The sequence below is a fragment of the Aureimonas sp. SA4125 genome (genome assembly GCF_019973775.1).
Classification (GTDB): domain Bacteria; phylum Pseudomonadota; class Alphaproteobacteria; order Rhizobiales; family Rhizobiaceae; genus Plantimonas.
Map to the genome: position 1 here is coordinate 4,306,893 of NZ_AP025032.1, position 21,468 is coordinate 4,328,360.

Annotated in this window: 23 protein-coding genes, 1 pseudogene and 1 riboswitch; of the genes and pseudogenes, 16 read left to right on the forward strand and 8 right to left on the reverse strand. The window is 66.0% G+C overall.

The features are described from left to right. Positions 1 to 5 precede the first annotated feature (5 nt). Together Sa4125_RS20315 and Sa4125_RS20320 are read left to right on the forward strand one after the other, a co-directional pair. Positions 6 to 500: a (2Fe-2S)-binding protein gene (locus Sa4125_RS20315; RefSeq protein ID WP_224001076.1), complete on the forward strand. Its 495-nt coding sequence runs from the start codon at positions 6 to 8 to the stop codon at positions 498 to 500. Further along, complete coding sequence (locus Sa4125_RS20320; protein ID WP_224001078.1) at positions 500 to 4,069, forward strand: molybdopterin cofactor-binding domain-containing protein; 3,570 nt, start codon at positions 500 to 502, stop codon at positions 4,067 to 4,069. The genes Sa4125_RS20315 and Sa4125_RS20320 overlap by 1 nt, the downstream gene beginning before the upstream one ends. 605 nt (positions 4,070 to 4,674) lie before the next feature. Here Sa4125_RS20320 and Sa4125_RS24140 read toward each other — a convergent pair. After that, positions 4,675 to 5,052 (reverse strand): autotransporter domain-containing protein, encoded by a 378-nt coding sequence (locus tag Sa4125_RS24140; RefSeq protein ID WP_228748754.1) that lies wholly within the window; start codon positions 5,050 to 5,052, stop codon positions 4,675 to 4,677. Positions 5,053 to 5,368: 316 nt separating this feature from the next. Here Sa4125_RS24140 and Sa4125_RS20330 point away from each other — a divergent pair, with 316 nt between their 5' ends. Then, a complete protein-coding gene (locus Sa4125_RS20330) occupies positions 5,369 to 6,229 on the forward strand; it encodes a hydantoinase/carbamoylase family amidase (protein ID WP_224001080.1) in 861 nt (286 codons plus the stop codon). Positions 6,230 to 6,276: 47 nt separating this feature from the next. Here Sa4125_RS20330 and Sa4125_RS20335 read toward each other — a convergent pair. From Sa4125_RS20335 to Sa4125_RS20360, 6 genes and pseudogenes are all read right to left on the reverse strand, one after another. Continuing rightward, positions 6,277 to 6,405 (reverse strand): annotated as a pseudogene (locus tag Sa4125_RS20335) (IS3 family transposase); the annotation flags it as partial. 5 nt (positions 6,406 to 6,410) lie between these two features. Beyond that, the gene (locus tag Sa4125_RS20340) at positions 6,411 to 7,190 is read right to left on the reverse strand and encodes an N-acyl homoserine lactonase family protein (protein WP_224001082.1); all 780 of its coding nucleotides are present in this window, start codon (positions 7,188 to 7,190) and stop codon (positions 6,411 to 6,413) included. A gap of 59 nt (positions 7,191 to 7,249) precedes the next feature. Next, positions 7,250 to 7,678 carry a heme-binding protein gene (locus Sa4125_RS20345; protein WP_224001084.1) on the reverse strand — a complete coding sequence of 143 codons (429 nt, stop codon included), beginning with the start codon at positions 7,676 to 7,678 and terminating at the stop codon, positions 7,250 to 7,252. Positions 7,679 to 7,751: 73 nt separating this feature from the next. Next, positions 7,752 to 8,744: an ABC transporter substrate-binding protein gene (locus Sa4125_RS20350; protein ID WP_224001086.1), complete on the reverse strand. Its 993-nt coding sequence runs from the start codon at positions 8,742 to 8,744 to the stop codon at positions 7,752 to 7,754. Between the two features lie 63 nt (positions 8,745 to 8,807). Continuing rightward, positions 8,808 to 9,686, reverse strand: a complete 879-nt coding sequence (locus Sa4125_RS20355; RefSeq protein WP_224001088.1) for an ABC transporter permease — start codon at positions 9,684 to 9,686, stop codon at positions 8,808 to 8,810. Further along, a complete protein-coding gene (locus Sa4125_RS20360; protein ID WP_267461343.1) occupies positions 9,683 to 10,507 on the reverse strand; it encodes an ABC transporter ATP-binding protein in 825 nt (274 codons plus the stop codon). The genes Sa4125_RS20355 and Sa4125_RS20360 overlap by 4 nt, the downstream gene beginning before the upstream one ends. Before the next feature lie 152 nt (positions 10,508 to 10,659). Next, a riboswitch (guanidine-I (ykkC/yxkD leader) is annotated at positions 10,660 to 10,766 on the reverse strand. A gap of 141 nt (positions 10,767 to 10,907) precedes the next feature. On the opposite strand from Sa4125_RS20360, the gene Sa4125_RS20365 reads away from it, so the two are divergent. From Sa4125_RS20365 to Sa4125_RS20395, 7 genes are all read left to right on the forward strand, one after another. After that, a complete protein-coding gene (locus tag Sa4125_RS20365) occupies positions 10,908 to 11,168 on the forward strand; it encodes an isochorismatase family protein (RefSeq protein ID WP_224008069.1) in 261 nt (86 codons plus the stop codon). A 1-nt stretch (position 11,169) separates the two neighbouring features. Further along, complete coding sequence (locus Sa4125_RS20370; protein WP_224001092.1) at positions 11,170 to 11,424, forward strand: hypothetical protein; 255 nt, start codon at positions 11,170 to 11,172, stop codon at positions 11,422 to 11,424. Positions 11,425 to 11,533: 109 nt separating this feature from the next. Beyond that, a complete protein-coding gene (locus Sa4125_RS20375; protein ID WP_223998301.1) occupies positions 11,534 to 12,742 on the forward strand; it encodes an IS256 family transposase in 1,209 nt (402 codons plus the stop codon). A 75-nt stretch (positions 12,743 to 12,817) separates the two neighbouring features. After that, the gene (locus Sa4125_RS20380) at positions 12,818 to 13,168 is read left to right on the forward strand and encodes a hypothetical protein (RefSeq protein ID WP_224001094.1); all 351 of its coding nucleotides are present in this window, start codon (positions 12,818 to 12,820) and stop codon (positions 13,166 to 13,168) included. Then, positions 13,143 to 13,355 carry a hypothetical protein gene (locus Sa4125_RS20385; RefSeq protein ID WP_267461382.1) on the forward strand — a complete coding sequence of 71 codons (213 nt, stop codon included), beginning with the start codon at positions 13,143 to 13,145 and terminating at the stop codon, positions 13,353 to 13,355. Before Sa4125_RS20380 ends, Sa4125_RS20385 begins: the two co-directional genes overlap by 26 nt. A gap of 16 nt (positions 13,356 to 13,371) precedes the next feature. Further along, positions 13,372 to 14,169, forward strand: a complete 798-nt coding sequence (locus Sa4125_RS20390) for a hypothetical protein (protein WP_224001096.1) — start codon at positions 13,372 to 13,374, stop codon at positions 14,167 to 14,169. Next, entirely contained in the window at positions 14,153 to 14,746 is a 594-nt protein-coding gene (locus Sa4125_RS20395; RefSeq protein ID WP_224001097.1) for a hypothetical protein, read from the forward strand. Before Sa4125_RS20390 ends, Sa4125_RS20395 begins: the two co-directional genes overlap by 17 nt. Positions 14,747 to 14,806: 60 nt before the next feature. Here the strand turns inward: Sa4125_RS20395 and Sa4125_RS20400 are convergent, their stop codons facing one another. Further along, the gene (locus Sa4125_RS20400; protein WP_224001099.1) at positions 14,807 to 15,532 is read right to left on the reverse strand and encodes an SDR family NAD(P)-dependent oxidoreductase; all 726 of its coding nucleotides are present in this window, start codon (positions 15,530 to 15,532) and stop codon (positions 14,807 to 14,809) included. Positions 15,533 to 15,655: 123 nt separating this feature from the next. Between Sa4125_RS20400 and Sa4125_RS20405 the strand changes: the two genes are divergently transcribed. Genes Sa4125_RS20405 through Sa4125_RS20430 form a run of 6 tightly spaced genes read left to right on the forward strand, consistent with a single transcriptional unit; the run spans position 15,656 to position 21,445 of the window. Beyond that, positions 15,656 to 16,480 (forward strand): IclR family transcriptional regulator, encoded by an 825-nt coding sequence (locus tag Sa4125_RS20405; RefSeq protein ID WP_224001101.1) that lies wholly within the window; start codon positions 15,656 to 15,658, stop codon positions 16,478 to 16,480. Then, positions 16,480 to 17,703, forward strand: coding sequence for a M20 family metallopeptidase (locus tag Sa4125_RS20410; RefSeq protein ID WP_224001103.1), 1,224 nt, complete (start codon positions 16,480 to 16,482; stop codon positions 17,701 to 17,703). The genes Sa4125_RS20405 and Sa4125_RS20410 overlap by 1 nt, the downstream gene beginning before the upstream one ends. A gap of 32 nt (positions 17,704 to 17,735) precedes the next feature. Continuing rightward, positions 17,736 to 19,061, forward strand: a complete 1,326-nt coding sequence (locus Sa4125_RS20415) for an ABC transporter substrate-binding protein (protein ID WP_224001105.1) — start codon at positions 17,736 to 17,738, stop codon at positions 19,059 to 19,061. Positions 19,062 to 19,120: 59 nt separating this feature from the next. Next, on the forward strand, positions 19,121 to 19,879 hold the full coding sequence (locus Sa4125_RS20420) for an ABC transporter ATP-binding protein (RefSeq protein ID WP_224001107.1): 759 nt from the start codon (positions 19,121 to 19,123) through the stop codon (positions 19,877 to 19,879). Beyond that, on the forward strand, positions 19,869 to 20,582 hold the full coding sequence (locus tag Sa4125_RS20425) for an ABC transporter ATP-binding protein (protein WP_224001109.1): 714 nt from the start codon (positions 19,869 to 19,871) through the stop codon (positions 20,580 to 20,582). The genes Sa4125_RS20420 and Sa4125_RS20425 overlap by 11 nt, the downstream gene beginning before the upstream one ends. Continuing rightward, positions 20,582 to 21,445, forward strand: coding sequence for a branched-chain amino acid ABC transporter permease (locus Sa4125_RS20430; RefSeq protein ID WP_224001111.1), 864 nt, complete (start codon positions 20,582 to 20,584; stop codon positions 21,443 to 21,445). Before Sa4125_RS20425 ends, Sa4125_RS20430 begins: the two co-directional genes overlap by 1 nt. Positions 21,446 to 21,468 lie beyond the last annotated feature (23 nt).

Below are 21,468 nucleotides of genomic sequence, written 5' to 3' on the forward strand. Positions count from 1 at the left end.
GGGCCATGTCGTCGAAGGTCGCGCGGCCGATCACGCTCCATGTCAACGGCAGCGACCACGTCGTCACCGTACCGCCCGACACTGCGCTTCTGAATGTGCTGCGCAATGATCTCCGGCTGAACGGACCGAAATTCGGCTGTGGCCTTGGCCAATGCGGCGCCTGCACAGTGCTCGTCGACGGGCTGGAAGCGCGCGCCTGCACCATTCCGGTGCGGATCGCCGAGAACCGTACCGTCGTGACGCTGGAAGGGCTCGCCGTTGCCGGTCGCCCAGGCCTGGTGCAGCAGGCCTTCATCGATCACCAGGCGGCGCAGTGCGGCTATTGCCTGAACGGCATGATCATGGCCGTCACCGCCCTGCTCCGCCGCAATCCCCATCCCAGCGAAGCGGAGGCGCGCGAGGCGCTGCGCTACAACCTCTGCCGCTGCGGCACGCATGTCGAGATTCTCGCCGCCGTCGCCGACCTGACCGGCGCCCGCTCGCCAGAGGCCGGGCGCTGATGGATCAGCGCGCGACGGAAAACAGGGCAGGAGCCGCGACCGACGCCGGCTCGCTCGCGATCGTCTCGCCGACCGTTGGTGCGCATGAGGAGATCTTTCTGTCGATCGATGCGGATGGCGTGATCCGCGCCTTCAACGGCCATGTCGACCTCGGCACGGGCATCCGCACCGCCCTCACCCAGATCGTCGCCGAGGAGCTGGACGTCGCGCCGCAGCGGGTCGCGCTGTTCTTGGGCGATACCGCTCTGACACCCGACCAGGGGCCGACGATCGCCAGCGAAACGATCCAGGTCGCGGCCGTGCCGCTGCGCCGCGCCGCCGCGCAGGCCCGGCACCATCTGGTGCAGAAGGCCGCCATCCGGCTCGGCGTTGCGCCCGAGGCGCTGCGTCTGGAAGACGGGCTGTTTTTCGCCGACGAAACCAGCAATGCGCGGATCGGCTTCGGCGAGCTCGTCGGCGGCGAGACCGTCAGGCTGCGGCTCGTGCCCGACGATCGGCACCTGAAACCGGCCTCGGCCTATCGCCTCGTCGGCCGGTCGCTGCCGCGTCTCGACATTCCGGCCAAGGCCACCGGCGAGTTTACCTATGTCCACGACGTCCGGGTACCCGGCATGCTGCACGGGCGGGTCGTCCGGCCGCCCTATGCCGGACGTGACAGCGGCGATTTCATCGGCACCAGCCTCGTCGCCGTCGAGGCGGAGTCGATCGCGCATCTCCCAGGGATCGTCGCCATCGTCCGCGAGGGAGACTTCGTCGGCGTCGTCGCCGAACGCGAGGAAGAGGCCGAGACGGCGATGCGGCAACTCGTCGTACGCTGGCGCCCGGTTCCGTCCCTGCCCGATCTCACCGATATCGCCGCGGCACTGCGCGCAAATCCGAGCACGGCGCGCACCCTGCTCGAGCGCGGCGACGTCGATGCTGCTCTGGCGTCGGCCGAGGTTCGGCTGCAGCGAACCTATGTCTGGCCCTATCACATGCATGCCTCGATCGGCCCGTCCTGCTCGGTCGCGGATTACTCGGGCGATCGCCTGATGCTGTGGTCCGGCACGCAGAACCCGCACATGCTGCGCGCTGACCTCGCCCGTCTGCTCGACCTGCCGCAGAGCCAGATCGACATTCGCCGGCACGAAACGGCGGGATGCTACGGCCGAAACTGCGCCGACGACGTCGGCTGCGACGCGGCGCTTCTGTCGCGCGCCGTCGGCCGACCGGTGCGGGTGCAATTGACGCGCGAGCAGGAGCACGCCTGGGAGCCGAAGGGCGCGGCGCAGCTGATGGACGTCGACGGCGGCCTCGGCCCGGGCGGCACGCTCGCCGTCTACGATTTCGAGAGCCGCTATCCGTCCAATCGCGGACCCAATCTCGCGCTGCTCCTGACCGGCATCGTCCCGCCGTCGCCGCAGCCCTCCGACATGGGCGACCGCACGGCGATCCCGCCCTATCACTACGACGCCGCCCGGGTGACCGTGCACGACATGGCGCCGATCGTGCGGGCCTCGTGGATGCGCGGCGTCTCGGCCATGCCCAACTGCTTTGCGCACGAATCCTACATCGACGAGCTTGCGACCGAGGCCGGCGTCGATCCGGTCGAGTTCCGCCTCCGGCATCTCGGCGATCCGCGCGCCGCGGAACTCGTGCGGGCGACTGCCGAGCGCGCCGGCTGGGTACCGCGGACCGGCCCCCGGAAGATCCGGGACGGCACGCTGTTGCGCGGCCAGGGATTTGCCCAGGCGACCTATGTGCACGGCACCTTTCCCGGCACGGCCGCGGCGCAATCCGCTTGGGTCGCCGACGTCGCCGTGGACCCTTCGACCGGCGAGGTCGTGCTGGAGCGCGTCACCGTCGGTCAGGATAGCGGCCAGATGATCAATCCGGACGGGGTCCGGCACCAGATCCACGGCAACGTCATCCAGTCGATCAGCCGGGTGATGCAGGAGAAGGTGGAATTCGGCGCGACAGAGGTGGCGAACCGCGAATGGGGCGCCTATCCCATCATCGCCTTCCCCGACGTGCCCGCCATCGATGCGCTGATGCTGCACCGGCCGGACGACCCGCCGCTCGGCGCCGGCGAATCCGCCTCGGTACCGAGCGCGGCGGCGATCGCCAACGCCATCTTCGACGCCACCGGCGTGCGCTTCCGCGAAGTGCCGTTCACGCCGGAGCGGATCAAGGCAGGGCTCGCCGGCATCGCCTTGCCGCGCCCGCCAGCAGCCCTGTCGGCCCCCTTGCCGGCGCCCGCGCGGGCCGGGCCCTGGCGGATGCTCGCGCCCCTCGGCGCAACGCTCGCCGCCGCTATCGGCGCCGCCGCCCTCGCGATACCCTGGCGCGCCGAGATCGCGCCGGTCGCCCCGCGTGGCGCCTCGCTCTATTCGGCCGAGACGCTGGAGCGCGGGCGCGTGCTGGCCGAGGTCGGCGACTGCGCGGTCTGCCATACGGCGGAAGACGGCGCGACGAACGCCGGCGGCCGTCGCCTCGAGACGCCCTTCGGCGCGGTGATCGCCACGAACATCACGCCCGACGCCGCGACCGGCATCGGCGCCTGGAGCTATCCCGCCTTCGCCCGCGCGATGCGCGAGGGAATCAGCCGGGAGGGCAAACACCTCTACCCGGCCTTCCCCTACACCGCCTTCGCCAGGATGACCGACATCGACCTCGAGGCGCTCTACGCCCACCTCATGGCGCAGGCGCCAGTGCGTGCCGCGGTGCCGGAGACGCGGCTCGCCTTCCCCTTCAACATCCGCCCGGCAATGGCCGTCTGGAACGCCCTGTTTCACGATCCCGCGCCATTCGGGCCCCGTCCTGAGAAGAGCGAGGCGTGGAACCGCGGCGCCTATCTGGTCGAGGGACCTGGCCACTGCTCGGCCTGCCATTCGCCGCGCAATGCCCTCGGCGTGGAGAAGCAGGGCGCGCTGCGGTTTGCCGGCGGCACTGTCGACGGCTGGGACGCGCCGGGCCTCGGCGCCCATGCCGGCGGCCCCGTACCCTGGAGCGAGGACGCGCTCTTCGCCTATCTGCGCACCGGCCGGAGCGAAAGCCATGGCGTCGGCGCCGGCCCGATGGCCCCGGTGATCGAGGGCCTGCAGGCATTGCCGGATGCGGACATCCGGGCGATGGCCACCTATCTGGCCTCCCTCGGCGAGGCTGCGCCCGTTGCCACCGCGCCCGCTTCCGCCGACGACGGAGTGGCGACGCGTCTCGTGGCAGCGAGCGAAGCCGGCGCCCGTCCGGCCATCGGCACAGGGGCACGGCTCTTTGACGGATCCTGCGCGGCCTGTCACCGGCCGGAGGCGAAAGGCGTCCTCCTCAATGCCGGCATGGCACTTGCCCTCAGCACCAAGGTCCATGCCAACCGGCCCGACAATTTCCTGCGCACCGTCCTCGGCGGCATCGCAGCGCCAAAGGACGGATCCCATGCCGGCATGCCCGGCCTCGCCAGCCTGACCGATGGCCAGATCGCCGATCTCGCCGGTTATGTCCGCGCCCGTTTCGCGCCTGGCCACCCAGCCTGGCCGGACCTGACCACCACCACGCGGCGGCTGCGGGACCAGATGGTTGATCCCGGGCTGTGATGGTCTCGCGCGAGTGGAAGGAGGCATTATCGGTGAGGTTTACCCTGCAAGCGCCACGACGATAGCGGCAGTCTGAACCAACCCGGGTTTGCCGAAGGCTGCCCGCCTGCCTGGCCGTCGGAACGACCGCTGGCGATGCCCCGAAGCGGAGCCGTTCCCGCAAAAGGGCACGAAAGCTCAAAGCTTGAGCATGATCCCGAAAGGTGGCTTCCGGCATTCGGAAAGAGATCATGCGGAAACAAAGAACTAAAGCCGCTCGGCGCTTCGAAGAAAAGCCATCCGCTTTAGGCCAGAAGTCTTGAGCTACTTCATCGGCGTCAACGCCTGCAGCATCACGTCGTCTGTGCCAAGCTTGCCGGATTTGAAGAACAGCGACAGAGGTCGTGGATGATCGGCGACTCAGAGGCCGCCGCCGGAGCCGCGATCCGGCAGACAGCGGACGGTCGCGAGCCCAAGTGCCTCTGCGATGGCGCCGGATGTTTCTCCTCCGGAGACGGCGAGGTGCGTTACGCCCGCCCGACCAGCCCGGCTGCGACGCCAGCCAGGATCGTCTCCGCTCGACGTGCGGCCCCAAGTTTCGTCCTTGCGGGTTTCATGCTGCGAACTCAGAATTTCACGCTGAGCCCGACGCTCGCGGTGTGGTTCTGCTGGCTGTCGGAGAACACGCCGTCATAGCTGGCGCGGATGGTCAGATCCTCGGTCGCCCCGAAGGAGGCGCCCGCGCCGAGGCGGGAGCGGTCGCGGCCGGCATCGGGGCCAAGCACCTCGAAGCCGGTGGGGCTGCCCGCGAAGGCGAGGCTCTGGCTCGGCACAACGTCGGCGAAGGCGTGTTCCCACACCGCGCGGCCGTCCAGCGTCACCTTGCCGCTCTCGGTCAGGATGACGTGGCTCAGCGATGCCGAGGCCGGTGTCGAGCCGCGTCCAGCTCTCGGAGGCTCCGGTGAGGTTGAGCGCGCCCGCGCCGGTCTCGGTGAAGCCGCCATGTCCGGACCAGCCTGCGTCGAGCGTTGCGAGCGGCGAGAGCGTCGTGCCGCCGCCCAGGTTGAAGCCATAGAGCGCCTCTCCGGAGAAGCCGATCGTGTGGCTCCAATAGTCGGAATCGGCCGTGCGGTCGATGCCGCCGAAGACCACACGGCGCTCCGTCGAGATGGAATTGGCGGCATAGGCGAGCGATCCCGCCAGCGACCACGGGCCGTCCGACCAGCCGCCATAGACGCCGATGTGAATGCCGTCGCTGTCGAAGCGCGGCGTCGAATTGGATTCATGAAAGACTGGCCTTGGTCGGGGACGGGATTCTCTATGTCTGGTTTCACAAGCGGTGGCGAGTCGCTTACGAAAGCCCGTTTCGCGATTTCCCGCTGGTGCGGCGCGCCGGGCAAGCAGCCGGTCAAGCTCCGCCCGCGCCTTGCGTTCGCCGACGAATTGCAGGCGACGCTCGACGCGTTGCCGGCAGCATCGATGCGCCCGCTCGGCACGCCCTTGTCGGCTTGGGTAGAGCTCCACATTGAGCAAGGCCCGGTTCTTGAGCGCGAGCAGATCCCTGTCGGCGTCGTGACGGGCGTGCAGGGTACCTGCTGGCTTGAAGTGACGATCAGCGGCCGCGCCGCGCATGCTGGTACGACGCCCCTTGCCTTTCGCCAGGATCCGATGGATGCCGCCGTCTCCCTGCTCAAACTCCTGCAAGAGTCCGTGATGCCCAACGACGCGGATGCACGGCTGACAGTGGGTCGAATCGCGGCGCTGCCCGGCTCGATCAATGCCATTTCGAGCACAGCGATGTTCACGCTCGACATCCGCCATCCCCAGGCAACACAGCTTGCCGAGCTGGAAACCAAGAACCGCTCCCCTGCCGCGAGCTTCGCCGCCGCGCAGGGCTGCACCGCGACGATCGTCCGCACACTCGATACGAAGCCAGTGGCCTTCGATCTGTCCCTGCTTCTGGTCATCGAGGCCGCCTGCGCGCATCACCGGTGTCGCCGGCTTCTCTCAGGCGCGTTCCACGATGCGTTCTTCATCGCGAAGCTCGCACTGAGCGCCATGCTGTTCGTGCCGAGCCGCGACGGATGGAGCCACAACGAGGCCGAATACACCGAACCGGCAGATTGCACGGCTGGGGCGGAGGTGCTGACGAAGACAGTGCTTGAGCTCGCGGAGAGATGAACGCCGTGTCTCATTGCGGACCGGAGCAGCATCGCCGTCCCCGCTGAACTGTCGGTGGCGCGCTTGATCCGCCGCTTCTGCCGCACCTTCAACCCGTTTTGGCGCATCGGTCCGGCGGTGCGACGAAGCTCGATCGCCGAACCGTTGTCGCGCCGCTCATGCACCATGCGCGGGCTGTCGGCTATGCGTAGAAAAGAGGCGCAAGGCGAGCTTGCTCGATGAAACCTGGATCGTGAAGCACGATGAGTTCGCCGGACGTGGTGGCAACGATCTGCTTCAAACGCCGAATGCTGGCCAAGGAGGCGGCGTCATCCATGCTGGAGCCGAGCACTTCGCGCTCGAAATTCTCAGCGAGGTCGGCAGCGTCGCCCGTCAGTACCTTCACGCCACTTTCTGGCAGAGTAATCACCAGCGACTGATGGCCGGCGGTGTGACCGCGGGTGAGGATCAGTTCAAGGCCATTCATCATCTGCCAGTCGCCATCGATCAGATGCCACCGGATACCGGGCGCATCGATCTCGGCGAAGGATCGCGCCTCACGCCGTTGGCCTGAGAACGCCGCCTCGTGCTCCTGCCGTTGCATGGTCACGCGGGCGTGGCGAAAGTGGTGGAGATTGCCGGTGTGGTCGCCATGCGCGTGCGTCAGCACCACTTCCCGGATTTCCTCCGGTGCGACGCCGATGGCGGCGAGCTGCGCCAACATTTCGTGCTCCAGCAAAACCACCGGCGGCGCCGGGAAGGTGGCGTTGACGTAAGCGGCGCGGCTGGCGGCGGGGTCGGCCAGCGTCGCGCTGTCGAGCCCGGTATCGACCAGCACGTAGCCCTGCTTGGTCTCCAAGAGATAAGCCGAGATCGGCACGGTCAGAACGATGTTGGGATCGGCGTCGCGCACGCAGCCGGACTTGCGGATGACTTCGTAGCCGCAGAGAAGGATGTACATTTTGGTGACGTCGGTGGTCATGGCGCGTCCTGTCGAAAGAAGGAACCAGGTGGTTCCGTGAGGCGGGGCTAACGCACGGCTCAGCCCGGCATGCGCTCGTCCGCGCCGATCGCCGCAAGGCCGGCACGCGCGATCGCCACGTCCTCTGCGTCCGGGGCCGAGCCGATGCCGATGCCGCCGATGCAGATGCCGTCGACGACGATCGGCAGGCCGCCAGCCATGTTGGTCAGCCGCCCGCCTGAGGCCGAGGCAAGGCTCGGTGCCATCTCCGCATCGATCTCGGTGGTCGGCCGACGGTGCGAGGCAGCGGACTGCGCCTTCGTCGTCGCGGTGAACATCGACAACAGGTTGGCGCCGTCCATCCGCACGCAGGCGACGGTGTTCCCACCGTCGTCGACGACGACAATGTCGACGTTCCAGCCGATCTCCAGCGCCTTGTCGATCGCAGCATTGATCGCTGTCAGGGCGGCGTGGTGTGTGAGCTTCAGCGTCGGCATGGTGAAGGACATCGAATTTCTCGCATGGGGAAACTGGGCAGCGGTCATTCGACCGGGGGCACCGCAGACCCCCGGTCCGTGCAAGCTAGAGGAAGGTCGGGTCGAACACGTCGGCATAGGCGACGTCCTGTGCGATCATGCCGGAAATGGTGATGATGCTCAGCGTCTTCGCCCATGCTTCCTCGGGCATGGCGCCGTCCTGCTCCCACATGTCGTTGGCGCGGGCGCGGGTCAGGATGGCGTCGAGATCGTCCTTCGGCAATGTCGGGAACTCCTCGGCGGCGATGGCGCGCATTTCCGCCTCGTCATTGAACACGAGGTCGAGCGACTTCTTCGAGGCGGCGACGATTGCCCTGACGAGGTCCGGGTCGCTCTCTATCAACGCCTTCGGCAGGTTGACCGTGGTCCAGGCGAAGGGGCCGAGTTCTTTCGGCATGCTGGCAAAGGGCTCTTGCCAGATACCCGTCTTCACTCCCTGCGCGATCGCCGGCTCGGAGACCATCGCGAGATCCGCCTCGCCGTTCTTTACTGCCGCGACCGTCCCGGCATTGGTGGCGATCTCTAGGAGTACGACGTCGCTGCGCGGGTCGAGCCCGTCGCGCTTCAGCAAATAGAGCAGAATGGAATAGCCCGTGCCGCCGCGGGTACCGACAGCGATCTTCTTGCCCTTGATGTTTTCGGCAAAGGATTTCGCCGGGTCGATGGCGACGCCGGTGCGGGCGACGAGGAACGAGTTGGCGCGGTTGGACAGGCCGATAACGGCGCGCACCGGCTTGCCGCCCTTCACATTCGCAAAGGCGATGTGCTCGGGGCCGCCGATATAGGCGTCGGCATTGCCGGACTGCACGGCCGCCATCGCCTTGCCGCCGCCTTCCGAGGTGACCAGTTGCACGTCGAGCCCGGCCTCTTTGTAGAAACCCTTGCGGATGCCGACGTAGAACGGCAGCGAGTCGGCGGAATGGCCAGGCTCGGTAACGATGAGCGAGCGCATGTCGGCTCGGGCGCGGCGGCTCGTGAGGCCGGTGACGGCGATGCCGGCGGCACCCCCGAGGACTTGGCGACGGTTGAGCTCGAACATGGTGTCTCCTGACGTTGGCTGCGTTGCGATGGTCGACGGGGAAGGTAAAGAGGTTGAGGGGACTCAGATCGTCTTGACGCTCTGGCCCTTCATGAAGCGGCGCTCGAGGAAGGACACGGCGGCGTAGAGGCCCGTCGCGAGCAGCGCGAGGATGATGATGCCGACCCAGATCAACGCCATGTCGTAGGTCGCGCCGGCATACATGATGATCTTGCCGAGGCCGTACTGGGAGGAGATGAATTCGCCGGCGATGGCGCCGGCCAGCGCCAGGCCGATGTTGATGTGCAGCGAGGAGGTAATCCAGGGCAGCGAAGACGGCACGACGATCTTGAAGAAGACGTCACGGCGCCTGCCGCCGAGCGACAGCGTCAGCTTCACCAAGTCGTCGTCGACCGCCCGGACGCCGGCATAGGCGGCGAGCGCGGTGATCACGGCGGTGAAGGCGATCGCCAGGGCCACCTTCGAGGCAATGCCGATACCGAAGATCAGGATGATCAGCGGCCCGAGCGCGATCTTCGGCACCGCATTGAACACGACGATGTAGGGTTGCACGACGGCGGCGGCGTTAACCGACCACCAGAGGCTGAGCCCAATGACCGCGCCAAGCGCCGAGCCGAGCAGGAAGCCGATGATCGTCGCCTTGAAGGTGAACCAGGTGTCGTAGAACACCGAGCCCTCCTGGAACACGATGATCGCCGCGGTGACGATGCGCGAGGGCGAGGACCAGAAGAACGGGTCGATCAGCCCAGTGGCCGCTCCCGCTTCCCAACCGCCGACGATGGCAAGGAAGACCGATACCTGCACCAACCAGATCGTGATTCGTGTCCAGCGCCGCGCCCCGGCGATGACCACACCTTGGCGTCGGCGGACTTTTGGCCGGAGCGTGCCGTGCACGTCGAGCACGGGAGCGAGGCGGATTTTCGTATCGTCGAGTACGGTCATGCGATCTCTTCCCGGTCGGGCGCCGGCTCGGCAGTGGCGAACAGCAGGTCCAGGCAGCGCTGTTTCAGGGCGATGAAGGCGGGTGAGGTGACGACATCCCGGTGCCGCGGCCGCGGCAGGTCGACGGCAAAACGGTCGGCGATGCGGCCGGGGCGCGGCGACAGAACGCAGATCTCATCGGAGAGGAAGATTGCCTCGTCGACGTCATGGGTGACAAAAAGCACAGTGCGGTCGAAGTCTTTCCACAGCGTCAGCAGCCATTCCTGCATGTGGAAGCGGGTCTGCGCGTCGAGTGCGGCGAAGGGCTCGTCCAGGAGGATCACGTCATTCTCGCAGAGAAGAGTCCGCAGCAGAGCGGCGCGCTGGCGCATGCCGCCGGACAGACTGCCGGGAAAATGCTGCTTGAAGGCCCCGAGGCCGTACCGCTCCATCATCGGCTCGGCGATGGCGCGAGCCGCCTTTCGGTCGGCGCCTTGGATCTCGAGGCCGTAGATGACGTTGTCCAATATGTTGCGCCAGGGCAGCAGCAGGTCCTTCTGCAGCATGTAGGAGACGAGACCGGCGCGGCCGGTGATCTCAGTCCCGTCGAGCAGCACGCGTCCTTTCGTCGGGGAAAGCAGACCCGCGAGGATGTTGAAGAGGGTCGACTTGCCGCAGCCGGATTGGCCGATCAGACTGACAAAGCGTCCCTGGGCGACGTCCAGCGTGATGTTTGACACGGCGATCGTATCGGCCGAGCCGGGAGTGCTAAAGTGGTGCGACAGGCCCTCGACCCGCAGGCGTGGAACAACACTGTCATTGCCGATGGCGGTATTGGTCACGAGCAAGCCTCCTCGGCTGGATGGAGGAGCGCCCGACCAGATCGGCGGCGAAGCGGATACAGGTTCGACGCAGTCGTGTTGGGGTTTTGGCGCATGGCAGTCCTCGATCTCGTCAGAAGAACAGGCGCAATCCGCCCATCCTGTGGTGTGAGATCTCCCGGGGTTTTGTCCCGCCGTGCATCGGACGGATGTCTCCCGCCGCGACAGCAGCTCTCGGACCAGCACGTCAAACGACGCCGGAACCCTAGCCACTAGCTCCCTAACCCCGGTGCAAGGCGCGTGCCAATTCATCAGAGCGAGGCGCATCAAGCGCAGGAGTAGCGTGACACCGGCCAATCGATTGCCTTATCGGCAGAATTGAAGATTTCTGCACAATAATGGCTCTTCCGACACAGCCCCTCTGGTCGCCCCCTGCTGTGCAAGGTTTTGTCTAGACGCGTGGCGACGCGTCCACTACACCTTCGCCGACGCGCACCAGGCCGACTATCACACCCGCGTGGTCGAGGATTGCGTCGGCGGTTCGGATGTTGCGGCCCACGACGCCGCGCTGATCGCGATGGAATACCTGCAGCATGGCGCCCGTCGCTCTGCTGCCGAGATGATCGAGGCTTTCCGCGCCCACGCCGCCGCCCAGCCGGCGCTGCTGGCAAAGAGCGCCTGAGATGGCGCGCGCAGCCGCCCTCCCGGTCGCCGAGGGCGACTGGTATCGCAAGACCGATCTCGGCGGCGACATCACGCTGATCCTCGAGCCGAATGTCGACGTGCTGGAGCAGTCCAATCTCTGGCACGTGCGCGGCCGCGACCGCGATCTCCTGATCAACGGCGGCATGGGTATCGTGCCGCTGCGCCCGGCCCTTCCCGAGCTTTTCGAGGGCCGGGAGACCATCGCCTTCGCCACCCACACGCATCTCGGGTAGTGTCCGCGCTCGTGGTGGAAATTCCGACATTGAAAGGTGTGGCTGAGGCGGTCACCGGATAGGGCGGCTAAGGTGGAGTTGCGAGACTTCAACCTGACCGGAGAACCCGATGACCGAGGACAGACTACCGCTTGCCGAGCTTTTTGCGAAAGCCGGGGACGGCGATTTCCTGAGAACGATAGCCGAGAGCGTGATGCAGCTCCTTATGGAGGTCGACGTTGAAGGCATGATCGGCGCCGGGCGCCACGAACGGACGCAGGAACGGGCGACTTATCGCAATGGCTACCGCGACCGCTCGCTCGACACGCGGCTCGGCTCGTTGCAGCTTCGGATACCCAAGCTTCGGCAGGGCAGCTACTTCCCGCCGTTCCTGGAGCCGAGAAAGCTCTCGGAGAAGGCCTTGGTTGCCGTCATTCAGGAAGCTTGGATCAGCGGCGTTTCCACCCGGCGGGTCGACGATCTGGTACAGGCCATGGGGCTGTCGGGGATCGGCAAGAGCACCGTATCGAAGCTGTGCAAAGACATCGACGAACGCGTCGGCGGCTTCCTCGACCGTCCTCTCACTGGCGACTGGCCCTACCTCTGGCTGGATGCGACCTACCTGAAGCAGCGCGAGGGTGGACGCATCGTTTCGGTCGCCGCCATAATCGCCGTGGCCGTGAACACGGACGGCAAGCGCGAGATCGTCGGCCTTCACATCGGCCCCTCGGAAGCGGAGACGTTTTGGTCGAGCTTCCTCAAGAGCCTCGTGCGCCGCGGCCTGTCCGGCGTGAAGCTCGTGATCTCGGATGCTCACGAAGGGCTGAAAGCCGCCATTCGCCGGGTGTTCAGCGCCTCCTGGCAGCGCTGCCGGGTGCATTGGATGCGCAACGCCCTGTCGTATGTCCCGAAGGCGCAGCAGAGCATGGCGGCGGCCGCGCTGCGCCAAGCCTTCGCCCAGCCCGATCGTGCTAGCGCCAGCCAGGCGCTGCGCCACGTCGCCGACCAGCTTCGGGGAAAGTGTCCAAAGCTCGGGGCCTTCATCGACAACAGCGAGACCGACGTGCTGGCGCACATGGATTTTCCCAGTCAGCACCGGACCCGGATCCATTCGACGAATTCCCTGGAGCGCCTGAACAAGGAGGTGAAGCGGCGTGCCGACGTCGTCGGAATCTTCCCGAACGAGGGATCCATCATCCGGCTCATCGGCGCCGTCCTTCTCGAGGCCAACGACGAATGGCAGATCCAGAACCGCTACATGCAGACCGAACCCATGGCCGACCTCATGGCCATGGGCAACACTGCAAAACCCGAACAGATTTCCACCGAAGTCGCCTGAAACGGAGCCGCTTCAGCTACACTCAATTTCCACCACGTTGACGGACACGACCCGCATCTCGACCATATCGGCGCGATGCACGAATTTTCTGAGCGCTGGGTGCACCCGATCGAGGCGGAAAGGCTTGCCCAACCCTCCGGCTCGCTGCTGTCGGAAGACATGCCGCTGGACTTGCGCGAAAAGTTCGTCGCCGCGGGCTACCCGCCGCTTGGCACCTACCTGATCCACGCGCTGCCGTACGAAGGCTACGATCCGGCGAGCTACCGCATCCAGCCGGCACCGGCGACGCGGCAGATTCGCGAGGGCGAGACGGTCAACCTCGGCGACCGCCAGTTCGAGGTCCTGCTGGCCCGGTCACTCGCCGGGCAGCATCGCGCTGTTCGAGCACGCCACCGGCATCCTGTTTGCCGGCGACATCATCTATGACGGCCCCCCGCTCTACCAGGGCTTCGGCATGGACGTCGACGACTACGAGGCCTCGTTCAAGCAACTCGAAGCCTTGCCGGTCCGCATCGTCCACGCCGGCCACGATCCGAGCTTCGGCAAGGATCGGCTGGGCGCCATCATCGCCACCTATCGCGCCCGCTGGCGCGCCGAAGGCATTTTGGCCTGAGTCCCGGGAACATTCCATGACCGACATTGCCGAAGTCCGCGCCGTTTGGGCGACGCTGAAGCCGGAGATCGAGGCGATGTTCGCCGAGATGTGGCTGGTGCCCGAAATGCCGGGCCTCGAATACCGCAGCGTCGAGATTCTGACCGGCTTCCTGAAGCGCTACGGCTTCACGGTCGAGATCGGCAGCGCGGGCGTTCCGACGGCTTTCGTCGCCCGCCACGGTTCAGGCCATGGCCCGCGCATCGCCGTCCTGGCCGAGTACGACGCGCTGGCAAGCCTCGACAACGAGGCGGTTTCCTATCGCAAGGGCACCGGCCGCAAGCCCGGCCATGGCTGCGGGCACAACCACATCGGCCCCGCCAACACCGGCGCCGAAATTGCCGCGGCGCTCGCCGCCGCCAAGCTTGGGCTTGCCGGCGAGATCGTCGTCGTTGGCTGTCCGGCAGAAGAGATCGGCTGGGGCAAGATCGCGCTGCAGCAGGCCGGCATCTTTGACGAATTCGACGTCATCCTCACTTCGCATGGCGACTATCAGAACGGTTCGCTGTCGCGGCCGTGTTTTGCCGTGATGTCAGGTGAGTTCATATTCCGGGGAGATAGCGCCCATGCCGGCATAGGCACTGTACGCAATGCCCTGAAGACGGCGGAAGAGGCGATGGCCGTTTTCACCGCAGTCTATGAGGAGCGGTTTCCCGGCACCGACGAGAAGCATATCTTCCGTCGCCGGGGTCATGCCCGGGGTGATGCCGGAAGAAGTGAGGATGTGGTGCTCGCTCCGGCATCGCGACCTTGCCCCGATGATGGAAGCCTATGAGGCGATGAAGGAGATCTTCGCTGCCACCGCTGCCAAGACGGGCGTCGCGTTCGAGGAAAAGTTCATCGCGGCCTGCCGCGGCTATCTCGCCAACGACGTCGCCGGCAAGGTGCTCGACGAATGCCTGCGGGTGGTCGGCCCGCCGCGCTGGACCGACGCCGACATTGCCTGGATGCAGGAACTTTCGGAGGCCGCCAGTCCCGGAAAACCCTTCGATCTGCACCGCGGGCTCGAGTTCTTCGACGAGGGCATCGACTATTACGGCCAGGACGATGGCGACTGCAGCTGGATCGTGCCGATTGCACGGGTCAACTGGGCCTATCCCACCAACGTGCCGATCCATCACTGGGCCTGGACGGCGCTCTCCGGCCACCCCTCCAGCAGCCCCGGCCCGCTGATGGCGTCGGAGGCAATGGCGCTCGCCGCGGTGACCTTTCTCACGCGGCCGGACCTTGTCGCAGCCGCCCGTGCCGAATTGCGCGAGCGCGTCGGCGAGGAGACCATTCTTGTCGTGCCGCCGGGGATCAACGAAGTCATGGCCAAGGACCCGATGGCCTTCTGGGAGGCGCGTTGGTAGCGCCGGCCGCGCGGACGCCGCTCCGATCCACCCAAGGGTCAGTCGGCGTCTTGCCACGCTCTAGCGAGCCGTAAATCCTCCATCTACCGGCAGCAGGACACCCGTGATGTAGCTTGCCTCGTCACTCGCCAGAAACAATACCCCCTTCGCCACCTCATCGGGGGAGCCGACGCGGCTCATCGGAGTGTTGCTGATAGTCTCAGCGCGCATGGCGGGATCCTGGTCCCGCACCATCTCGGTCTCTATCAGGCCCGGGAGAACGGCGTTCACGCGAATGCCCCGGGCGGCGTAGGTCACCGCGGCGTTCAGCGTCATCACCGACACGGCACCCTTGCTCGCATGGTAGGCCAATTGGCCGGAACCGCCGACATGGCCCCAGATCGACGAGATGTTCACGATCGAAAGCGGCCCCCGCCCCAGCATCATGCCGATCGCCATGCGCATGCCCAGCATAACGCCCGTCTGGTTGACCGCGATGACATCGTCCCACTCGTCGAGATCGAGGTCGTGCACCTCCGAGCGAGGCTGGGAGACGCCCGCTGCATTGACAAGGATATCGAGGCGGCCATGAACGCGCAGGATTTCTTCGGACAGTTCCGCCCAAGCGGAAGCCGATCGGACGTCGAGCGGCCAGGCTCGGATGGACGCCTCGTTTTCCGACGGCTCACGCACCAGGAGATCTGCAACGATCACCGTCGCGCCTTCTGCCGCAAGCGCGGAGGCACACGCGCCGCCAATCCCGCGATGCCCCCCGGTTACCAGCGCTATCCTTCCCTTTAAACGCATTTCTCAGCTCCTTTCCGCAGCTTCAAGTGCCCATAATTTGAGCACTTTAGTCGATTGCGCTTTCCTGAATCGTATCGTATAGCAATACTACGAATTAGATTTTTACGCAAGAATGGACCCCCGGTGGAGCGCTCACCCCTCTTCATACAGTCGTTGGAGAAAGCGCTTTTCGTGCTCGAGGCGTTCGCGCATGCCGAGCATCTGCTGAGCCTCAGCGAGATCGTCCGTCTGTCAGGGTTGGAGAAACCGGCGACGCAGCGGTGCGTCCATACGCTGGTTCAGACCGGATATCTGGAAAAGGATCCGCAATCCGGGCGCTTCTCGCTGGGCAAGAAGGTGCTCGACCTCAGCTTCCATTTCCTGCGCGCGCATCCCCTGGTGATCGCAGCGACGCCCGTCCTGCTCCAGTTGCGACGCGATTGCGGCGAGCGGACCAACCTCAGTCTTTTCGACGGAACCACGGTCATCTACGCTATCCGCCTGCATGGAAAGCGCGAATACCCGCAGCACTCCACGCTGATTGGTCGCCGCATGCCGACCTACTGTTCGGCCGGCGGCAGGGCGACCCTGGCACGGCTCCCGGTCGAGGAGGTGCGCGCCATTCTGGCTATGTCAGACCTGCGGCCGATGACTCCCCTGACGTTGACGGATCCGGCCGCGATCCTTGACAAGATCGATGAGGCCCGAGAGCGGGGCTACGGCTTCGTCGCCGGCGAAAGCTCACCTGGTGAGCTCGTCATCGCAGCGCCCGTTATCGATGCGTCCGGGCGGCCGGCTGCTGCCGTCCATATCGCCGCCAGCGTCAACAAGTGGAAGGCCGATGAGTTCGAGCGGACCTTTGCGCCGCACGCTATGGAAGCCGCGAGCCACCTCAGCCACAACAATGCGGTGACCGCCGGCATCCCGACTTTTGGCGGCCGGCGCCACGCCCATGGGACGGAAAGCTGATGGGCTCGGCGCTGGACACCGAGGCGCCCGTGCTCGACTGGCTGGCTGCCCGCGTGCCCGACATGGAGGCACTTCTCTGCGACCTCGTATCTATCGACAGCAACAGCACCGATGCTGCGGGTGTCGCCGCGGTGGCGACCCGACTTGAGAAATTTCTGCACTCGGCCAATGTGGAAGTCTCTCGGATTTCCAGCGGCTCCGATGCACCTCTGCTGGCGGCGGGCGTGCCTGGCGCCGCTAGCGTCGCGCCCGCCCTGATGCTCGGGCACATGGACACGGTTTTTCCGATGGGCGCCGCCGCCGCGCGCCCCTTCCGCGTCGCCGGCAATCAGCTTCATGGACCGGGCGTGGCGGACATGAAGGCGGGCCTTGTGATTGAGGCTTTCGTCCTGGCGGCATTGGCGGCGACGACTACGCCAGCGCGGCCCGTCACCGCCCTGTTCACCGTCGACGAGGAAATCGCCTCGCCGCTGTCGCACCTGCACATCCATGCGGCGGCGCGCACGGCCGCCTTCGTTCTCAACGCGGAACCGGGCCGGGCCAACGGCAATGTCGTCATCGAGCGCAAGGGCGGCATGTTCGGCTGGCTCAGCGTCACCGGAAGGGCGTCGCATGCCGGGATCGACTTCCCGGCCGGCGCGAGCGCCATTACCGAGCTGGCGCACAAGATCGTCGACCTGGAGCGGCTGACGGATCTCGACTCGGGAATTACTGTCAATGTGGGACTGGTGGAGGGCGGACAGTCGATCAATACCGTTGCGCCGGATGCCAGGGCGGGAATCGACATCCGTTATGCCACCCCCGATCAGCGGTCCAATCTCCTCCAGGCCATTGACGCGATCGTCTCGCTGAACCGGGACGCGGCGACGAGCGCGGCTTTTGATGTCATCGGCGAGTTCCACCCGATGGTTCCCTCGGAAGGCTCCCGGGCACTGCTGGCTGTTTACCAGTCCGCCGCCGCGACCCTCGGCTTTGCCGCCGAGGGCGAGGCAACGGGCGGCTGCTCGGACGCTGGCTTCGCCGCCTCGCTCGGCATTCCGACGCTTTGCGGTCTCGGTCCGGTCGGCGGCAAGGCCCACACCGAGGCCGAATATGTCGAGCGGGGCTCGATCCTTCCCCGCGCCCAGGCCCTCGCCCTCACCCTACTGCGCTTTCCTCTCGACCCGCCCGAGCTGGATACCGGCTCGCGGCGGCCATTGTTCAACCCGCCAACGGATCGTTGATCGACCGACGGCCAGCCAAAGGAGATGACCCCATGCGTGTGTGCCCGAAAGCTTCCCGGCTCTTGCGTCGGTTCAGAACCGCCGCCCTCGGTTCGAGTGCGCTCTTGCTGGCAGGTCTCCTGCCTGCGGCTGCCGACATGCTCCCGGCGCCGACAGTCGAGAGCCTGACGACCTGCGATTTCACCGAGACGGCAACGGCGAAGATCGGTGTCCTGGCACCGCTGACTGGTCCGACGGCGGCCGACGCCACCGATTACTCCCGTGCGGCGGGCATTGCCATCGCCGAACTGAATGCGGCCGGCGGCGTCTGCGGCAAGGACAAGCGCTATCTCTTCGAGATCGTCGAGGCCGACGCGACCAATATGCGCAACGACGCGGTGGTCACGGCATTTCGCCGCCTCAATGGCACTGAAGGCCTCAACGTCATCCTGACACCCTATGCCAGCACGTCGAACTTCGAAATCGATCTGATGGCGCAGGAGAAGATGCCCTATCTCATCTCGGGCGGCGCGGAATCGACTCGGGCGATCATCGAGAAGGATCCTGAGAAATATCCGACAGTCTGGTCCCGTGTTCCGGACTACGGCGGCTATTTCACCGACTTGCCGCCTCTCCTCAACGACTATCTGGACAAGGGCACCCTCAAACTGCCGGCGAAGACCGTGTACATCGTCGGTTCCGACGACCCCTACGGCTCGACCATCGCCGACGGGCTCGACCGGGTCTTCAAGGAAGTCGGCTGGCAGGTCGTCGGGCGAGACACGGTGCCCTTCCAGTCGGTCACGGACTGGCGCACGCAACTCGCCAAGATCCGTGAGCTCAACCCGGCGGTCATCATCAACACGGAATGGTCGGCCTCGGGCGCAGCTACCTTCTTCAACCAGTTCAACGAGCAGCCGCTGCCGTCGCTGCTGTTCCTGCAGTACGCCCCGTCGATCCCCGAATTCCAGGATGTCACCCGCAACCAGGCCGTCGGCGTCATGTACTCCATGCTGGGCGGCGCGATCGACAGCCGCGAGGACACCAAGGCGATCTCCGCCAAGTTTGCCGAGGAATACGGTCCCGGCGGCTATTTCTCCGTCGCCGGCTACAACGCGGCGCAACTCTATGCGCTCTGCGTCAACCAAGGCAACGATCCGACCGACCGCATGGCCATCGGCACCTGTTTCGGCAAGCTCGACGTCGACACGCCCTCTGGACGCCTGGCCTTCGACCCGAAGACGCATCTGGCAATCCAGGGCAACGACTACATGCCGACGCTCTTCTACCAGCTGCAGAGCGACGGCAAGCCGGCCATCGTCGCCCCGGAGTCGGTGGCCCAGGCCACTTTCGCAGCCTCACCCTGGATGAAGCCGTAATCGCCTCAGCCTGCCGGCCCTTCGGGGCCGGCTTCATCGACGCATGACAGGAGGCGGTGATGCCGGACGAAGGCGCTAACATTCTGGAGGTCGACGGCCTCGGTAAGGCCTTCGGCTCGCTGGTGGCGGTGGACGACGTGTCCTTTACAATCGGCCGGCGCGAGATTCTGGGCATCGCCGGCCCGAACGGCGCCGGCAAGACCACGCTCTTCAACCTCATCAGCCGGATCCCCTTCGGCGCCGACCGCGGCACCGTGCGGTTCGCGGGACAACGAATCGAGCGCCTGGCGCCGCATCGCATCTTTCGCCTCGGGCTGGCCCGCACCTTCCAGAAGGAGACCGCCTTCGCCAAGCTGACGGTCGCCCAGAACATCCGCGTCGGCGCCGCCTATGGCGGTGGGATGCGTGGCGCGGCACTTTCCAAGGCGATCGACGAGGCGTTGGACGTGATGGATCTCTCGGCAGTTCGAGGCGAGCTGGCGGCGACCCTTCCGGTCTATGAGACCAAGCGCCTGATGATCGCCTCGGCGGCTGTCATCGGCCCGCAACTGCTGATGCTCGACGAACCGGCCTCCGGCCTGAACTCTGTTGAACTCGCTGACCTGAAGCTCCTGATCCTGCGGCTGCGCGACCGGGGGGCGGCGATCCTTCTGATCGAGCACATCCTGCCGCTACTTTTCGGCATTTCCGAACGCGTCATGGTGATGGACTTCGGACGCAAGCTCACCGAGGGCCCGCCGTCGGCGATTGCCCGCGACCCCCGCGTGATCGAAGCCTATCTCGGGGGCCCGAAGGAGCTCGACACCGATGCGGCTTAGCGTCGAAAATCTATCGGCCGGCTATGGCCGGATCGAGGTGCTTCACAGGCTCACCATTGAGGTAGCAGAGGGCGGCGCGGTCGGGCTGTTCGGACCGAACGGGCACGGCAAGACCACGCTGCTACGCACGATCTCCGGCCTGATCAAGCCGGTCGCCGGCAGGATCCGCTTCGGCGAAGCCGACCTCACGGGCGCCGCGCCAAACGCCGTCGTCGACGCCGGCATCGTGCACGTGGCTCAGGCCAGCGTTCTCTTTCCGCGGATGACCGTACTCGAGGCTCTGACGCTCGGCGCCTATCCGCGGGCAGCCTGGCCCCACCGCAGGGCGTCCCTCGACAAGGTCTTCGCCATTTTCCCGCGGCTGGCCGAGCGCCGGTCGCAGGCCTGTCGCACCTTGTCGGGCGGCGAACGCCAGATGGCGGCGATCGGCGTCGGGCTGATGGGTTGCCCCAGGCTCCTGATGCTGGACGAGCCGACGCTCGGCCTTGCTCCGAAGATCCGCCAGGAGCTCGCACAGCGCATCGCGTTGGTTGCCGAGACGGGCGTCGGCCTCATTGTCGTAGACCAGGACGTCGACCTCCTCCTCGCCCTTTGTCCTCGCCTCTACCTCATCGAGAAAGGCACGGTGACCATGGACATCAAAGACCGCAGCGAACTCCGGCATCAGGATGTCGTCGAGCGCTATTTCGGGAGCACCGTCTGATGGTCTCGATCCTGGTGGCGGGGCTGGTTTCCGGCTCGATCTACGCGCTGATCGCGAGCGGCCTGTCGCTCGTCTGGGGCGCGCTCGGCGTCTTCAATTTCGCTCACGGCGTGCTCCTGATGATGGGCGCCTATGTCGCCTGGTGGGTGTCGGCGCCTGGGGGCCTAGGTCTCGGCCTGCTCGTGGGGATCCTCGCCTGCATCGCTTTTCTGATCCTCGCAGGGGGTCTTCTGTACGCTCTCCTCGTGCGACCATGGATCGGCACGGCCAATGCCGAGCTGACCGTGATCATGACAACGATTGCCGGCGCGATGTTCCTCGAAAACGCGGCGCTGTATCTGTTCGGCGGGCGGCTGAAGGTCCTCGATCAGGTTGTCTCCGGCACCGTCAGCATCGGCGGTACGGCGATGCAGGCGCAGAACCTCCTCGTCATCGTTCTGGCCCCCCTGCTTCTCGGCGCCCTTGCGCTCTTCCTCAAGCTCAGCAAGTACGGCCTCGCCATCCGCGCCATCGCACAGAACCGCGAGGCTGCGCAGCTTCTCGGAATCCGAATCGAGCGCATGTATCTGGCGACCTTCGCCGTCAGCGCCGTGCTGGCGGGCGTCGCCGGGGTAATGATCGGCGGCCTTTTCAACCTGTCTCCCGGCATGGGCAGCGACCCGTTGCTGCGCGCCTTCCTGGTCGTCGTCTTCGGCGGCCTCGGCAGTCTGCCGGGAACCATCGTCGCGGCGTACCTGATCGGCCTGATCGAGGCGGGAAGCTCCTATTACATCGGCATCTACTGGACCCCCGTCGTCCTCTTTGCCGTTCTCATCACTGTCCTGCTCGTTCGGCCGAACGGTCTCCTGGGGCGCCCGGCATGAGCGCGGTTGCAAGCCGGTACCTG

Excerpts from the sequence above, each read along its gene's own strand:
- Sa4125_RS20430 (WP_224001111.1), top strand. The coding sequence starts at position 20,582 with ATGGTCTCGATCCTGGTGGCGGGGCTGGTTTCCGGCTCGATCTACGCG.
- Sa4125_RS20395 (WP_224001097.1), top strand. The coding sequence starts at position 14,153 with ATGATGGAAGCCTATGAGGCGATGAAGGAGATCTTCGCTGCCACCGCT.
- Sa4125_RS20410 (WP_224001103.1), top strand. The coding sequence starts at position 16,480 with ATGGGCTCGGCGCTGGACACCGAGGCGCCCGTGCTCGACTGGCTGGCT.
- Sa4125_RS20340 (WP_224001082.1), bottom strand. The coding sequence starts at position 7,190 with ATGACCACCGACGTCACCAAAATGTACATCCTTCTCTGCGGCTACGAA.
- Sa4125_RS20315 (WP_224001076.1), top strand. The coding sequence starts at position 6 with ATGTCGTCGAAGGTCGCGCGGCCGATCACGCTCCATGTCAACGGCAGC.
- Sa4125_RS20350 (WP_224001086.1), bottom strand. The coding sequence starts at position 8,744 with ATGTTCGAGCTCAACCGTCGCCAAGTCCTCGGGGGTGCCGCCGGCATC.
- Sa4125_RS20420 (WP_224001107.1), top strand. The coding sequence starts at position 19,121 with ATGCCGGACGAAGGCGCTAACATTCTGGAGGTCGACGGCCTCGGTAAG.
- Sa4125_RS20330 (WP_224001080.1), top strand. The coding sequence starts at position 5,369 with ATGTCTGGTTTCACAAGCGGTGGCGAGTCGCTTACGAAAGCCCGTTTC.
- Sa4125_RS20320 (WP_224001078.1), top strand. The coding sequence starts at position 500 with ATGGATCAGCGCGCGACGGAAAACAGGGCAGGAGCCGCGACCGACGCC.
- Sa4125_RS20345 (WP_224001084.1), bottom strand. The coding sequence starts at position 7,678 with ATGTCCTTCACCATGCCGACGCTGAAGCTCACACACCACGCCGCCCTG.
- Sa4125_RS20400 (WP_224001099.1), bottom strand. The coding sequence starts at position 15,532 with ATGCGTTTAAAGGGAAGGATAGCGCTGGTAACCGGGGGGCATCGCGGG.
- Sa4125_RS20380 (WP_224001094.1), top strand. The coding sequence starts at position 12,818 with ATGCACGAATTTTCTGAGCGCTGGGTGCACCCGATCGAGGCGGAAAGG.
- Sa4125_RS20425 (WP_224001109.1), top strand. The coding sequence starts at position 19,869 with ATGCGGCTTAGCGTCGAAAATCTATCGGCCGGCTATGGCCGGATCGAG.
- Sa4125_RS24140 (WP_228748754.1), bottom strand. The coding sequence starts at position 5,052 with ATGGCGGCTTCACCGAGACCGGCGCGGGCGCGCTCAACCTCACCGGAG.
- Sa4125_RS20415 (WP_224001105.1), top strand. The coding sequence starts at position 17,736 with ATGCGTGTGTGCCCGAAAGCTTCCCGGCTCTTGCGTCGGTTCAGAACC.
- Sa4125_RS20370 (WP_224001092.1), top strand. The coding sequence starts at position 11,170 with ATGGCGCGCGCAGCCGCCCTCCCGGTCGCCGAGGGCGACTGGTATCGC.
- Sa4125_RS20355 (WP_224001088.1), bottom strand. The coding sequence starts at position 9,686 with ATGACCGTACTCGACGATACGAAAATCCGCCTCGCTCCCGTGCTCGAC.
- Sa4125_RS20375 (WP_223998301.1), top strand. The coding sequence starts at position 11,534 with ATGACCGAGGACAGACTACCGCTTGCCGAGCTTTTTGCGAAAGCCGGG.
- Sa4125_RS20390 (WP_224001096.1), top strand. The coding sequence starts at position 13,372 with ATGACCGACATTGCCGAAGTCCGCGCCGTTTGGGCGACGCTGAAGCCG.